12 protein-coding genes are annotated in these 14,029 nt (G+C 59.4%); 4 read left to right on the forward strand and 8 right to left on the reverse strand.

The window, feature by feature from the left end; genetic code table 11:
- Nucleotides 1-125 precede the first annotated feature (125 nt).
- The 4 genes from QAO71_RS08380 to QAO71_RS08395 all read right to left on the reverse strand — a co-directional run bounded on the left by QAO71_RS08380 (nucleotide 126) and on the right by QAO71_RS08395 (nucleotide 4,115).
- Nucleotides 126-1,544 carry an NAD(P)(+) transhydrogenase (Re/Si-specific) subunit beta gene (locus tag QAO71_RS08380; protein ID WP_074781223.1) on the reverse strand — a complete coding sequence of 473 codons (1,419 nt, stop codon included), beginning with the start codon at nucleotides 1,542-1,544 and terminating at the stop codon, nucleotides 126-128.
- Between the two features lie 6 nt (nucleotides 1,545-1,550).
- Nucleotides 1,551-1,874 (reverse strand): NAD(P) transhydrogenase subunit alpha, encoded by a 324-nt coding sequence (locus QAO71_RS08385; RefSeq protein ID WP_036990338.1) that lies wholly within the window; start codon nucleotides 1,872-1,874, stop codon nucleotides 1,551-1,553.
- A gap of 2 nt (nucleotides 1,875-1,876) precedes the next feature.
- The gene (locus QAO71_RS08390; RefSeq protein WP_036989752.1) at nucleotides 1,877-3,004 is read right to left on the reverse strand and encodes an NAD(P) transhydrogenase subunit alpha; all 1,128 of its coding nucleotides are present in this window, start codon (nucleotides 3,002-3,004) and stop codon (nucleotides 1,877-1,879) included.
- Nucleotides 3,005-3,206: 202 nt separating this feature from the next.
- Complete coding sequence (locus QAO71_RS08395) at nucleotides 3,207-4,115, reverse strand: AEC family transporter (RefSeq protein ID WP_036989751.1); 909 nt, start codon at nucleotides 4,113-4,115, stop codon at nucleotides 3,207-3,209.
- A 154-nt stretch (nucleotides 4,116-4,269) separates the two neighbouring features.
- Between QAO71_RS08395 and QAO71_RS08400 the strand changes: the two genes are divergently transcribed.
- On the forward strand, nucleotides 4,270-5,682 hold the full coding sequence (locus tag QAO71_RS08400) for a sodium:alanine symporter family protein (protein ID WP_280164168.1): 1,413 nt from the start codon (nucleotides 4,270-4,272) through the stop codon (nucleotides 5,680-5,682).
- Nucleotides 5,683-5,736: 54 nt separating this feature from the next.
- Here the strand turns inward: QAO71_RS08400 and cysS are convergent, their stop codons facing one another.
- Nucleotides 5,737-7,122: a cysteine--tRNA ligase gene (cysS, locus tag QAO71_RS08405; protein ID WP_280164169.1), complete on the reverse strand. Its 1,386-nt coding sequence runs from the start codon at nucleotides 7,120-7,122 to the stop codon at nucleotides 5,737-5,739.
- 3 nt (nucleotides 7,123-7,125) lie between these two features.
- Nucleotides 7,126-8,793, reverse strand: coding sequence for a glutamine--tRNA ligase/YqeY domain fusion protein (locus tag QAO71_RS08410; protein WP_280164170.1), 1,668 nt, complete (start codon nucleotides 8,791-8,793; stop codon nucleotides 7,126-7,128).
- 231 nt (nucleotides 8,794-9,024) lie between these two features.
- Between QAO71_RS08410 and QAO71_RS08415 the strand changes: the two genes are divergently transcribed.
- Both QAO71_RS08415 and QAO71_RS08420 read left to right on the forward strand, forming a co-directional pair.
- On the forward strand, nucleotides 9,025-9,519 hold the full coding sequence (locus QAO71_RS08415; protein WP_036989747.1) for a peptidylprolyl isomerase: 495 nt from the start codon (nucleotides 9,025-9,027) through the stop codon (nucleotides 9,517-9,519).
- Between the two features lie 9 nt (nucleotides 9,520-9,528).
- The gene (locus tag QAO71_RS08420) at nucleotides 9,529-10,251 is read left to right on the forward strand and encodes a UDP-2,3-diacylglucosamine diphosphatase (RefSeq protein WP_280164171.1); all 723 of its coding nucleotides are present in this window, start codon (nucleotides 9,529-9,531) and stop codon (nucleotides 10,249-10,251) included.
- Between the two features lie 98 nt (nucleotides 10,252-10,349).
- Here the strand turns inward: QAO71_RS08420 and QAO71_RS08425 are convergent, their stop codons facing one another.
- Together QAO71_RS08425 and QAO71_RS08430 are read right to left on the reverse strand one after the other, a co-directional pair.
- On the reverse strand, nucleotides 10,350-11,279 hold the full coding sequence (locus QAO71_RS08425; protein WP_280164172.1) for an FAD-binding protein: 930 nt from the start codon (nucleotides 11,277-11,279) through the stop codon (nucleotides 10,350-10,352).
- A 1-nt stretch (nucleotide 11,280) separates the two neighbouring features.
- The gene (locus QAO71_RS08430) at nucleotides 11,281-12,030 is read right to left on the reverse strand and encodes an electron transfer flavoprotein subunit beta/FixA family protein (RefSeq protein WP_036989743.1); all 750 of its coding nucleotides are present in this window, start codon (nucleotides 12,028-12,030) and stop codon (nucleotides 11,281-11,283) included.
- A 307-nt stretch (nucleotides 12,031-12,337) separates the two neighbouring features.
- Between QAO71_RS08430 and QAO71_RS08435 the strand changes: the two genes are divergently transcribed.
- Nucleotides 12,338-14,002 carry an electron transfer flavoprotein-ubiquinone oxidoreductase gene (locus tag QAO71_RS08435; protein ID WP_280164173.1) on the forward strand — a complete coding sequence of 555 codons (1,665 nt, stop codon included), beginning with the start codon at nucleotides 12,338-12,340 and terminating at the stop codon, nucleotides 14,000-14,002.
- Nucleotides 14,003-14,029: the final 27 nt, after the last annotated feature.

Consider the following 14,029-nt stretch of genomic DNA (forward strand, 5'->3'; position numbering starts at 1 on the left):
CACATTGCTGGCTGGGATGGAACCCGGCCCTTCAGGATTCCGAGCAAGTAGCGGAGCCGGGAACCAGACACAAAAAAGGGGCTTCGCGTTAACGAAGCCCCTTTCTGTTTCCGCTCAGGACAGAATCAACCCAGCGATTTCACCGCTTCGATCATCTGTACCATTACCTTCTGCGCGTCGCCGTAGACCATGGAAGTGTTCTCGGCAAAGAACAGTTCGTTCTCCACGCCGGAGTAACCCTTGCCCTGGCCACGCTTGACCACGTAAGCCTGACGCGCCATGTCGACGTTGAGGATCGGCATGCCGTAGATCGGGCTGGACTTACGGTGCCGGGCGGCCGGGTTGACCACGTCGTTGGCACCCAGAACGATAGCCACGTCAGCCTGAGGGAAGTCCTCATTGATATCTTCCAGGTCATGGATGATGTCGTAGGGAACACCGGCCTCGGCCAGCAGTACGTTCATGTGGCCAGGCATACGACCGGCAACCGGGTGGATGGCGAAAGCCACGTCCACGCCCTGCTTCTGCAGCAGCTTCACGAACTCGTACAGCTTGTGCTGGGCCTGGGCGACCGCCAGGCCGTAGCCCGGAACAATGATCACCTTGCTGGCATAGTACATGGCGATGGCGGCATCGGAAGCATCCGCTGGCTTCATGGTGCCTTCGATATCCCCGTCTTCACTGCCGTCATCACCGCCAAACTGGCTGAAGATAACATTGCTGACCGGACGGTTCATCGCCTTGGCCATCATCAGCGTCAGCAGAGTACCCGCCGAGCCAACCACGGTACCGGCAATGATCATCGCCGGGTTCTGCAACACGAAGCCCTCGAAGGCAACGGCCAGACCGGTAAAGGCGTTATACAGAGAGATCACCACCGGCATGTCCGCGCCACCGATCGGGGTGGTCAGCAGCACACCCAGTATCAGCGCAAGAATGAAGAACAGCGCGATCAGCGGGAAGGAAATGCCACCCTCAATGCCACTGGCCACGATGTATGCGCCCAGTGCCAGGGAGCCGAGGAACAGCACCAGGTTGATCAGTTGCTGGGCCGGCAGGCGGATGACGCCATTCATGCGGCCATCAAGCTTGGCCCAGGCGATCAGCGAGCCGGACAGCGCCACCGCACCGATCAGACCACCGAGTACCGCCAGAATGGAGACCACCACGCCATGGGACTGGGCGTTGCCGGAAAACAGCTCGGTGGCCGCAATGGCTGCGGCAGCACCGCCACCCATACCGTTGTACAGGGCGACCATCTGCGGCATGTCGGTCATGGCGACCTTCTTGCCGCTGTACCAGGCCCAGCCCAGACCCAGACCCAGCGCGATCAGCACCAGCGCCACGTTCATGGTCAGGTGTTCCTGGGCCGCTTCACGTACGTCAAAGCCGTACAGGAAGGCAGCCAATACCGCCAGTACCATGCCGATGCCGGCAATCAGGATGCCCGAGCGCGCGGTAACCGGGCTGGCCATGCGCTTGAGGCCGTAGATGAACAATAGTGCCGTGAGAAAATAAACGGCTTCGATTATAAATTGACTCATTGGATGTTATTCCTTGTCCGCTGTACCTTGGCGCTTGTCGCTGGGCTTGAACATCTCCAGCATGCGCTCAGTCACCACATAGCCGCCGGCGGCGTTGCCCGCGCCCAGCAGCACACCGAAGAACCCGATGACCTGCTCCAGAGTGGAGCCTGCATTCAGCAGTGCCCACATGGCGCCGACCACGACGATACCGTGGACGAAGTTGGAGCCGGACATCAGCGGCGTGTGAAGAATGGCCGGTACGCGGCCGATGATTTCGTAGCCGGTGAATGCGGCCAGCATGAAGATATACAGGGCTACAAAGCCGGTAATGGTAGTTACTGGATCCATGATCATCCCTCAGCGGATTCGATGGCCTTGCGAGCGGCCTCGTTGCGGATTTCACCGGCATGGGTTAGTACCGCGCCGGCCAGAATCTCGTCTTCCCAATCGATGGCCAGTTCGCCATCCTTGATCATCAGGCCGACCAGGTTCTGCAGGTTGCGTGCATACAGTTCGGACGCATGCTCGGCCAGACGGCTGGGTACGTTGAGCGGGGCAACGATGGTCGCCGGTCCGACTTCAACGGTTTCGCCAGGCACGGTCAACGGAGTGTTGCCGCCGCCTTCTGCCGCCAGATCGATGATCACAGAACCGGGCTTCATGCCCATGATCTGCGCTTCGCTGATGATCTTCGGGCTCGGGCGGCCGGGAATCGCTGCGGTGGTGATCACGGCGTCGGCCTGCTGGATATGGCGGGTGACGACCTTCTCGACCTGGGCCTTCTCCTCATCAGTCAGCTCACGGGCATAACCGCCCTCGCCGCTGGCGGAAACACCGGTATCGACGAACTTGCCACCGACCGATTCAACCTGCTCCTTCACCTCGGCACGCACGTCGTAGCCCTCGATCATGGCGCCCAGGCGCTTGGCCGTGGCCAATGCCTGCAAACCGGCGACACCGGCACCCATGACCAGCACTTTGGCCGGACGCAGAGAGCCGACCGCGGTGGTCATCATCGGCAGAATACGATTGAGGCTGGTGGCGGCCATGAGGCCAGCGGCATAGCCGGTCAGTGCGGCCTGGGAAGACAGTGCGTCCATCGCCTGGGCGCGGGTGATGCGCGGTACCAGTTCCATGGCGAAGCAGGTGATCTGGCGATCACGCAGCGCCTTGACGATCTCCGGTTCCCGGTGCGCATAAACGAAGCAGCACAGAACGGTGCCCGGTGCCATCTGCTCGATGTCTGACAGCTCCGGCGGTTGTACCCGGAAAATCAGCTGAGCATTGGTCGGAGAAGCAGTAATCTGCACCCCCTCCTTCTCAAAGGCATTGTCGGGAATTCGTGCTGCCAGGCCTGCACCCGGTTGCAAGGAGCATTCAATGCCCAGCTTTGCCAACTTGGTGGCGACGGAGGGGACCAGAGCTACACGTTTTTCGTGTTCGCGTGTTTCCCCGGGGACAAACAGACTGACCGGCATGGGGTCTCCTTTTCCTACTTGTTTGTTTTATTCAATCCAAAAAGCGGGGGCAAGGATACACCAAGTGCAACTAGACTTTTGTATTCAATTTGAAAAGAAGCGGCGTAAATTACAATTAATTTGTCCGTTAGATGAAAAAAACAGGGGAATTCCGTGAAATAACGGGAAATTCAGGCGCTTCCCCTGTTTCCACTTGAGCACATCACCTGGCGAGAACCAGCAACCAGACCGGCAAGGTGATAGCGGCCATGACCGTTGATAGAAAGATCACCGAACCCAGTATGCGCATGTCCTCGCGCCCCATGGCAAAGGCCAGTACGTTGATACCGGTCGGACAGGCCGCCATCAATACCAGGACAGTACGCGCCTCGGTGGTCAGGCCCGGCATCAGCCAGCCCATCCCCAGCACGAGCAACGGAAAGACCACCAGCTTGGCCGCGGTCAGCAAAGCCATGGTGCCGCTCAGGTAAAGTCGGTAGCTCGCCAGACTCAACCCCAGCATCAGCAGTGCAGTAGGCAGCGCCGCTGCGGCCAGCATCTCGACGATATGCCACAGTGGGCCGGGAATGGGAATACCGGCCAGGTTGACCAACCCACCAAGGAACAGCCCGATGATCAGCGGATTGGCCAGACTGGCGAGCAGCCCTCGCCAGTCGATTCTTTCCTCACCCTTGCCACCCCAAAAAGCGTTATAGATGCTTTGCAGGGTAAACAGCAGCAAGCTGTGGAATGCCAGGACGGCAAACAGATAGACCAGGCTCTCAGCGCCCAGCATCACGGTGATCAGTGGAATGCCCACCAGCACGTTATTGGAATAGCTGGCAGCCAACCCCATGGACGAAGGCCGTCCCAGCCGCCGATGCACCAGCAGATTCACCACGATGAACACCACGAAGGCTGGCAGGTAATAGCGCATCAGGAGCAAGGGTGAGAGAGCTTCGGCCAGATCTGCCTTGGCCAGGCCGGAGAACAGCAACACCGGCATGAACAGCTTGAAAGTGATGATGCCCAGGGTTGCGTGCCCCTCGGCAGGGATGACGCGTCGGGCACCGAGAAACCACCCCAGAAATATCAGACCGAAAACAGGTACCAGGGCATTGAGCACAACCATCGAGATCTCCCGGACAGCTCGGAAAACAACTTCCGATCAAGGCGCGCAAGTGTAACAGGATGATTCGGAAATGTGGCGCAGATACACCCATTCGGCATGACGGATGCCCACGCAACGGCTACCTTCTAATCTCACCAGCGAAGAAGGAACGCCAATGAACGCCATCGTCGATTTCCTGAACAACATTCTATGGGGCTATGTTCTCATCTATGGCTTGCTGGCCGTGGGTGTATTTTTCACCATCAGGCTCGGGTTTATTCAGTTCCGGCACTTCGGTGAAATGGTCCGCGCCATACTCGGTGCCCGGCAAAGCGACAAGCACGGCATCTCGCCTTTTCAGGCACTGTGTACCAGTCTTGCTTCACGGGTCGGCACCGGCAATATCGCCGGCGTTGCCGTTGCCCTCTACCTTGGTGGCGCGGGAGCTATCTTCTGGATGTGGGTGGTGGCACTGGTGGGGATGGCTACCGGTTATGCCGAAAGCACCCTGGCTCAGCTGTACAAAGTGCGTGACCGCAAGGGCCAATACCGGGGCGGTCCTGCTTTTTATATAGCCAAGGGCCTGAAAGCGCCCTGGGCCGGTGCCATTTTTGCAGTCAGCCTGATCCTTTCCTTTGGCCTGGTCTTCAATGCCGTGCAGGCCAACTCGATTGCCGATGCCATGGAGAGCGCCTTCGGTTTACCGAAGGTCTCGGTCGGCCTGGGCATCGCCGTGTTCGCTGGCATCGTCATTTTCGGCGGGCTCCGCTCGATTGTCCGGTTCGCCGAATTCGTGGTGCCCTTCATGGCTAGCGCCTATGTGCTGGTAGCGCTGTACGTGCTGGCGATAAACATCACAGACGTGCCGGCAGCCTTCATGTCTATCATCCGCGGCGCCTTCGGCCTGGAGGAAGCCGCCGGCGGGGTTGCCGGGTCGATTACCGCAGCAATGCTCAACGGTATCAAGCGCGGGTTGTTCTCGAACGAGGCAGGTATGGGCTCGGCACCCAATATTGCAGCCACGGCAACACCGGCGCCCCACCACCCTTCTTCCCAGGGGCTGGTTCAGGCAGCGGGGGTGTTTATCGACACCATTGTCATCTGTACCGCTACCGCGATAATGATTCTGCTGTCTGGCATGCTGGAACCCGGTAACGGTGTCACCGGTATTCAGCTCACCCAGCAGGCCCTTGAGATGCATATCGGCAGCGCCGGCAGCTACTTCATCGCCATCGCCATCCTGTTCTTTGCCTTTACCTCGATCGTGGCGAACTACACCTATGCGGAAAATGCGCTGATCTATCTCGGCGGTGGCAATACGCTTGGCATTACCTTGTTGCGGCTGGTTGCACTGGCGATGGTGGTCTGGGGTGCGAAGGAAGCGGTCTTGACGGTGTTCAATGCCGCAGATGCCTCGATGGGACTGATGGCAACCATCAACCTGATAGCCATCGTACTGTTGTCCGGCACGGTAACGAAATTGACCAAGGATTATTTCGAGCAGCGCAAACAGGGGGTGATACCGACCTTCAAGTCGGCAGACTACCCCGAGCTGGACCGGCAGCTCGACGACGATATCTGGAAGTAAATAACACCCAGATCCTGCTCCGCGTTACGCGGAGCAGGATCTCGGCAGAGCAGATCAGTCCTGCAGACGCCAGGTGGTTGTGCCCTTGGCGTCTTCCAATACCACTCCCATCCCGGCCAACTGGTCACGAATGCGATCGGACTCGGCCCAGTTCTTCTCCGCCCGGGCTTGCAGGCGCGCCTGGATCAGTGCTTCGACCTCGGCGGCGTCCACCCGACTGGCTGCGTCAGCTTGCAGGAAAGCGTCCGCCTCCAGTTGCAGAATACCGACCACACCAGCCAGTTCGCGCAGACGCGCGGCCAGTGCAGCGGCGGCCTGCGGGTCGCCGTCCTTCAAACGGTTGATTTCACGCACCATGTCGAACAGTACGGCGCAGGCTTCAGGTGTGTTGAAGTCATCATCCATCGCCGCGGCAAAGCGCTCGGCAAAGGCATCGCCACCGGCAGCTGCGGCCTTGGGCAAGCCTTTCAGGGCACGATAGAAACGCTCCAGGGCGCTCTTGGCTTCCTTGAGGTTATCTTCCGAATAATTGATCGGGCTGCGGTAGTGGCTGGCCACCAGCAGATAGCGCACCACCTCCGGGTGGTATTTCTCCAGCACTTCACGGATGGTGAAGAAGTTGCCCAGGGATTTGGACATCTTCTCGCCATCCACCCGTACCGCACCGGCATGCATCCAGCTCATCGCGTAGGGCTTGCCCGTTGCTGCCTCGCTCTGGGCAATCTCATTCTCGTGATGCGGGAACACCAGATCCGGACCACCACCATGGATATCGAAGGTGTCACCCAAACAGCAGGTGGACATCACCGAACATTCGATGTGCCAGCCGGGGCGGCCATCACCCCAGGGTGAGGGCCAGCTCGGCTCACCCGGCTTGACGCCCTTCCACAGCACGAAATCCAGCGGGTCTTCCTTGGCTTCATCGACCTCGATGCGCGCGCCGATCTTCAGATCCTCGATGCGCTTGCGCGACAGCTTGCCGTAGCCGGCAAACTTGCCGACCCGGTAGTAGACATCGCCGTTGCCGGGCGCATAGGCGTAGCCCTTGTCGATCAGTGTCTGGATCATGCTGTGCATGCCTTCGACATGCTCGCTGGCGCGTGGCTCCTGATCCGGGCGCATCACGTTCAGGCGAGCCTCGTCCTCATGCATGGCGGCGATCATGCGCTCGGTCAGTTGCTGAAAACTTTCACCATTTTCGTTGGCGCGGCGGATGATCTTGTCATCGATATCGGTAATGTTGCGCACATAGGTCAGGTCGTAGCCGCGAAAGCGCAGCCAGCGAGAGACCACGTCGAAGGCTACCATGACCCGGGCATGACCGATATGACAGAAGTCATACACCGTCATGCCGCAGACATACATGCGCACCTGGTTGTCCTCCAGCGGCTTGAAAGCCTCCTTGGCCTTGCTCAGCGTATTGTAGACATGCAATGCCATCGGTTATTGCCCCCAGGAGTCGCGCAGGGTAACGGTACGGTTGAATACCAGGTTGCCCGGGCGCGAGTCCTTGCTGTCCGCGCAGAAATAGCCTTCGCGCTCGAACTGGAAACGCTCCTCGGCCGTGGCGGTGGCCAGCGACGGCTCGGCGCGGCAGCCCTTGAGCACGACCAGTGAGTCGGGGTTGATATTGTCCAGGAAGGTACCGCCCTCCTCGCCCTTGTCCGGGTTGGCGGCATTGAACAGCCGATCGTACAGGCGTACTTCGCATTCAACGCTGTCGGCAGCCGGTACCCAGTGAATCACGCCCTTGACCTTGCGGCCTTCAGGGTTCTTGCCCAGGGTATCGGGATCGTAGGAACACAGCAGTTCGACGATATTGCCCTCGGCATCGGTGATCGCTTCATCGGCGCGGATCACGTAGCTGCCACGCAGGCGCACTTCGCCGCCGGGCACCAGGCGCTTGTAGCCCTTGGGCGGATCGACCATGTAGTCATCCTGGTCGATGTACAGCTCACGGCTGAACGGCAGCATGCGCTCGCCCATATCCTGCTTGGGATGACGCGGCAGGCTCAGGTTCTCTACCTGGCCTTCCGGGTAATTGGTAATGGTGACCTTGAGCGGGCGCAATACGCACATGGCGCGCGGCGCGTTGTTGTCCAGGTCGTCACGGATGCAGAACTCCAGCATGCCCATATCGACCACCGCGTCAGAGCGGGTAACGCCGATGCGCTCACAGAACTCGCGGATCGATGCCGAGGTATAACCGCGGCGGCGGAAGGCGCTGAGGGTCGACATGCGCGGATCATCCCAACCATCCACATGACCTTCATCGACCAGTTGCTTGAGCTTGCGCTTGCTGGTGACGGTGTAGTTCAGATTCAGCCGGGCGAATTCATACTGCCGCGGCTTGGCTGGTACCGGCAGATTGTCCAGGAACCATTCGTACAGCGGGCGGTGATCCTCGAATTCCAGGGTGCAGATGGAGTGAGTGATCAGCTCGATGGCATCCGACTGGCCATGGGTGAAATCGTAGCTCGGATAGATACACCACTTGTCACCGGTCTGGTGATGACGGGCATGACGGATGCGATACAGGATCGGATCGCGCAGGTTCATGTTCGGCGCTGCCATATCGATCTTGGCCCGCAGCGCCTTGGCGCCGTCGGGGAATTCCCCGGCGGTCATGCGCGCGAACAGATCCAGGTTCTCCTCGACGCTGCGGTCGCGGAAAGGACTGTTCTTGCCCGGCTCAGTCAGATTGCCACGGTATTCCCGCGCCTGTTCCGGCGTCAGATCGCAGACATACGCCTTGCCAGCCTTGATCAACTCGATGGCCCAGGCGTGCAGCTGATCGAAGTAATCCGAGGCGTAGCGAATATCACCGCTCCATTTGAAGCCCAGCCACTCGACGTCCTGCTTGATGGCGTCGATATACTCCTGCTCTTCCTTGGCCGGGTTGGTGTCATCGAAGCGCAGATGACACTCACCACCAGACTCCTGCGCCAGGCCGAAATTCAGGCAGATCGACTTGGCATGCCCGATGTGCAGGTAGCCGTTGGGCTCCGGCGGAAAGCGCGTCACGATCTTCGTGTGCTTGCCGCTTTGCAGGTCGGCCTGAACGATCTGACGCAGAAAGTGGGCTGGAGGCGTGGATTCCGGTTTATTCATAAGTATTTCAGGACTCGTCTCGGGCAATGCCGCTGGCATTACGGTAGTGATCAGCGGACAGAACAGCGCCCTGCATTGGGGTAATCTGATCCGTCCGGCCAAAGACGCCTATCATAACCCAGGAGCTGTCGTGGTTTCACCAAGCCACGGCCGGCTGAACAAGCTGATGCCTCAATCCCCATCAACTGATAGCATTGCACCTTTATCGCAACCAACCCGAGGATCAACCGCATGGTCAAGCTGCATACCAACTTTGGTGTCATCACCCTGGAGCTGTTCGCTGACAAGGCGCCGAAAACTGTCGAGAACTTCAAGCAGTACGTGCGTGACGGTCACTACGACAACACTATCTTCCATCGCGTCATCGGCAACTTCATGATCCAGGGCGGCGGTTTCGAGCCGGGCATGAAGCAGAAGGACACCCGCGCGCCGATCGAGAACGAGGCCAACAATGGCGTCGGCAACGCTATCGGCACCGTTGCCATGGCCCGCACCATGGACCCGCATTCCGCCAGCGCCCAGTTCTTCATCAACGTGGCTGACAATACCTTCCTCAACCACACCGCGCCGACCTCTCAGGGTTGGGGTTATGCCGTATTCGGCAAGGTCAGCGAAGGCATGGACGTGGTCGAGAAGATCAAAGGCGTGAGCACCACCAGCCGTGCCGGTCACCAGGACGTCCCCGCTGACGATGTGATCATCGAACGCGCCGAAGTGATCGAGTAATACCTGCAGATGCGCTATCTGTTCATTTCGGATCTGCATCTGGAAGCACAACGCCCGGATATCACCCGGGCGTTTCTACACTGCCTGGACACCCGCGCGCGCAATGCCGACGCGCTGTATATCCTGGGCGACTTCTTTGAAGTGTGGCTGGGTGATGACAACCCCGACCCACTGGCCGATCAGGTCAGCGCCGCCCTGCTGGCATTATCCCGCCAGGGCACCGCGATCTATCTGATGCACGGCAACCGCGATTTTCTCATCGGCAAGAGCTTCTGCCGCCGCTCCGGCTGCACTCTGCTCAAAGACCCCACCCTTATCGAGATCAACGATGAGCGCGTGCTGTTGATGCATGGCGACAGCCTGTGCATCGACGACCTCGGCTATATGCGCATGCGTCGCTGGCTGCGCAATCCGTTGAGCCTGTTTATCCTGCATCACCTACCGCTGAAAACCCGTCACCGCATCGGGCGTAAACTGCGCAACGAAAGTCGGGAACGGACGCGCTATAAGGCAGCGGATATCACCGACGTCAACGAGGGCGAAGTGTTGCGCGTGATGCACTCGCAGCGGGTGACCACGTTGATCCACGGCCATACCCACCGCCCTGCTGTGCATCCGCTGGAAATCGAAGGCAAACCGGCGCAGCGAATTGTGCTGGGAGATTGGGATAACAGCGGCTGGGTGCTGGAAGTGGATGAGGATGGTTATCGGTTGGAGAGCTTTGAGCTCTGATCCGGCCTTCACCGCACCCTCGCCAGGCGTCCCAAAAACAAAACCCCCAACTCTTCCGAGCCGGGGGCTTGTTGTCTACTGCTTAGCTTGCCGCAGGCTTACACCTTGCCGGCCATCTCCGGCACCGCTTCAAACAGGTCAGCAACCAGACCGTAGTCCGCGACCTGGAAGATTGGCGCTTCCTCGTCCTTGTTGATCGCAACAATGACTTTGGAGTCCTTCATACCGGCCAGATGCTGGATCGCGCCGGAGATACCGACGGCGATGTACAGGCTCGGAGCAACGATCTTGCCGGTCTGACCGACCTGCATGTCGTTCGGTACAAAGCCCGCGTCCACCGCAGCACGCGAGGCACCGACAGCGGCGCCCAGCTTGTCGGCCAGACCGTACAGCAGCTGGAAGTTGTCGCCATTCTGCATGCCCCGACCACCGGAAACGACGATCTTGGCACCCGCCAGTTCGGGGCGGTCGGACTTGGCCAGTTCTTCGCCAACGAAGGCGGAGGTGCCGGCGTCCTGGGCCGAGGCAACGGCTTCCACCGCCGCACTGCCACCTTCAGCAGCAACCGGGTCGAAACCGGTGGCGCGCACGGTGATGACCTTGATCGCCGCGTCGGACTTGACGGTGGCGATGGCGTTACCGGCGTAGATCGGGCGCTTGAAGGTATCGGCGCTTTCTACCGCGATGATCTCGGAGATCTGATCAACGTCCAGCAGCGCGGCAACGCGCGGCAGGTAGTTCTTGCCGTTGGTGCTGGCCGGGGCCAGGACGTGGCTGTAGTTCTTGCCCAGTTCGGCGATCAGCAGGGAGATGTTCTCCGGCAGCTGGTGCGCATAGGCAGCGTTGTCGGCCAACAGGACCTTGGAGACGCCTGCGACTTTGGCAGCGGCGTCGGCCACTGCGGCGCAACCGGCGCCGGCAACCAGTACGTCAATGTCACCACCAATGGCAGCGGCAGCAGCCACGGTGTTCAGGGTGGCGGCATTCAGTTCGGCGTTGTTGTGTTCAGCAATAACCAGAATCGTCATGTCAGATCACCTTGGCTTCGTTCTTCAGTTTGTCGACCAGCTCGTCAACGCTCTTGACCTTGATGCCAGCGCTGCGGGCAGCCGGGGCTTCGACCTTGACGGTGCTCAGGGTGGAGGCGGTGCTGACGCCCAGCTCGTCGGGCTTGAGCACGTCCAGCGGCTTCTTCTTGGCCTTCATGATGTTCGGCAGAGAAGCGTAGCGCGGCTCGTTCAGGCGCAGGTCGGTGGTGACGATGGCCGGCAGTTTCAGGTCAACGGTCTGCAGACCGCCGTCGATTTCACGGGTGACCTTGACGCGCTCACCGTCGACATTCACGGCCGAGGCGAAGGTGCCCTGGGCGTAACCGGACAGCGCAGCCAGCATCTGGCCGGTCTGGTTGTTGTCGGAATCGATGGCTTGCTTGCCGAGGATGACCAGCTGCGGCTGCTCCTTGTCGACGACGGCCTTGAGCAGCTTGGCGATAGCCAGGGAGTTCAGTTCGTCAGCGGACTCGACCAGGATGGCGCGGTCGGCGCCCAGTGCCAGGGCAGTACGCAGCTGCTCCTGAGCAGCAGTCGGGCCGACGGTGACGGCGACGATTTCGGTCGCCACGCCTTTTTCCTTCAGGCGTACCGCTTCTTCCACGGCGATTTCGCAGAAGGGGTTCATGGACATCTTGACGTTGGCCAGATCAACACCGCTGTTGTCCGCCTTGACGCGAACCTTGACGTTGTAGTCAACGACCCGCTTAACCGCTACTAGTACCTTCATGGTTACCTCGTTCTTGTCGCGTAGTTGCCGCGTAACTGCAGGCGAAGCCTGTCTTGAAAAGTGACTTCTTCATGGCTTATAGTCACAAAAGGACTAAAGAGAGTGTTTCGTAAAGCCCCTTATCATGCCGAGGGTCCGATGGCGGGTCAATAGCCATACAGCAAAAGTAGTATTGAAAAAACGGCAGCTTTACATCTTTACACTGGTGTGAAGAAGCGTGATTGATATAATGCGCCGCTATGTATTCACGGAAGATCTCAAGATAAAGCGATTTTCGATTCGGCCGATGAGTTAGGAGATAAAAATAGTGGAACGCGAATTCATGGAGTTCGATGTCGTCATCGTGGGAGCGGGCCCTGCCGGTCTGTCTGCCGCCTGTCGCATCAAACAGCAAGCAGCTGACGCCGATCAGGAGATCAGCGTCTGTGTCGTGGAAAAAGGCTCTGAAGTGGGCGCCCACATTCTATCCGGTGCGGTGTTCGAGCCCCGTGCCCTGGAAGAGCTGTTTCCCGACTGGAAAGAGCTTGGCGCTCCGCTGAATACGCCGGTCAAGCGTGACGACATCTATATGCTGACCAGCGAAGAGAAGTCCACCAAGCTGCCTGGCCTCTTCGTGCCGAAAACCATGCACAACGAAGGCAACTACATCATCTCCCTGGGCAATCTGTGCCGCTGGCTGGCCCAGCAGGCCGAGAACCTGGGCGTTGAGGTGTATCCGGGCTTCGCTGCCCAGGAAGCACTGATCGACGAGAACGGTGTGGTTCGCGGTATCCTGACCGGCGACCTGGGTGTCGACCGTGAAGGCAACCCGAAGGACGGCTTCTATACCCCCGGGATGGAGTTGCGCGCCAAGTACACTCTGTTCGCTGAAGGTTGCCGTGGCCATATCGGCAAGCAACTGATCAAGCGTTACGACCTCGCCTCCGACGCCGACGCCCAGCACTACGGCATTGGCATCAAGGAAATCTGGGATATCGATCCGGCCAAGCACGAGCATGGCCTGGTGGTTCATACCGCCGGTTGGCCGCTGGATATCACCGGCAACGAGAATACCGGTGGTTCTTTCCTTTACCACATCGAGAACAACCAGATTGTCGTGGGCCTGATCATCGATCTTTCCTACAGCAACCCGCACCTGTCGCCGTTCGATGAGTTCCAGCGTTACAAGCATCATCCGGTGATCAAGCAGTACCTGGAAGGCGGCAAGCGCGTTTCCTATGGTGCCCGCGCGATCTGCAAGGGTGGTCTGAACTCCCTGCCGAAGATGGTCTTCCCCGGTGGCGCATTGATCGGTTGCGATCTGGGCACGCTGAACTTCGCCAAGATCAAGGGCAGCCACACCGCCATGAAGTCCGGCATGCTCGCCGCTGATGCAGTAGTCGAAGCACTGAAAGCCGGCCGTGAAGGTGGTGATGAGCTGACCGGCTACGTGGACAGCTTCAAGTCCAGCTGGCTGTATGACGAGCTGTTCCGTTCGCGTAACTTCGGGCCAGCCATTCACAAGTTCGGCGCCCTGCTCGGCGGTGCGTTCAACTATGTCGACCAGAATTGGTTCGGCGGCAAGATCCCGGTCACCCTGCACGATAATAAGCCGGATCATGCGCAGCTGAAGAAGGCCTCCGAAGCGCCGAAGATCGCGTATCCGAAGCCCGATGGCGTGATCAGCTTCGACAAGCTGTCGTCAGTGTTCCTGTCCAACACCAACCATGAGGAAGACCAGCCGGTCCACCTGCAGTTGAAGGACCCGAGCATTCCGATCGAGCAGAACCTGCCGTTGTACGACGAGCCCGCGCAGCGTTACTGCCCGGCCGGTGTGTACGAGGTGGTGAGCAATGATGATGGCAGCAAGCGCTTCCAGATCAACGCCCAGAACTGCGTACACTGCAAGACCTGTGATATCAAGGACCCGGCCCAGAACATCAACTGGGTGGCTCCGGAAGGTACTGGCGGACCGAATTACCCCAACATGTAAGGTTCGCTACTGTGCCTGATCCAGGCG

This window comes from Halopseudomonas sp. SMJS2, assembly GCF_029866945.1.
GTDB lineage: Bacteria > Pseudomonadota > Gammaproteobacteria > Pseudomonadales > Pseudomonadaceae > Halopseudomonas > Halopseudomonas bauzanensis.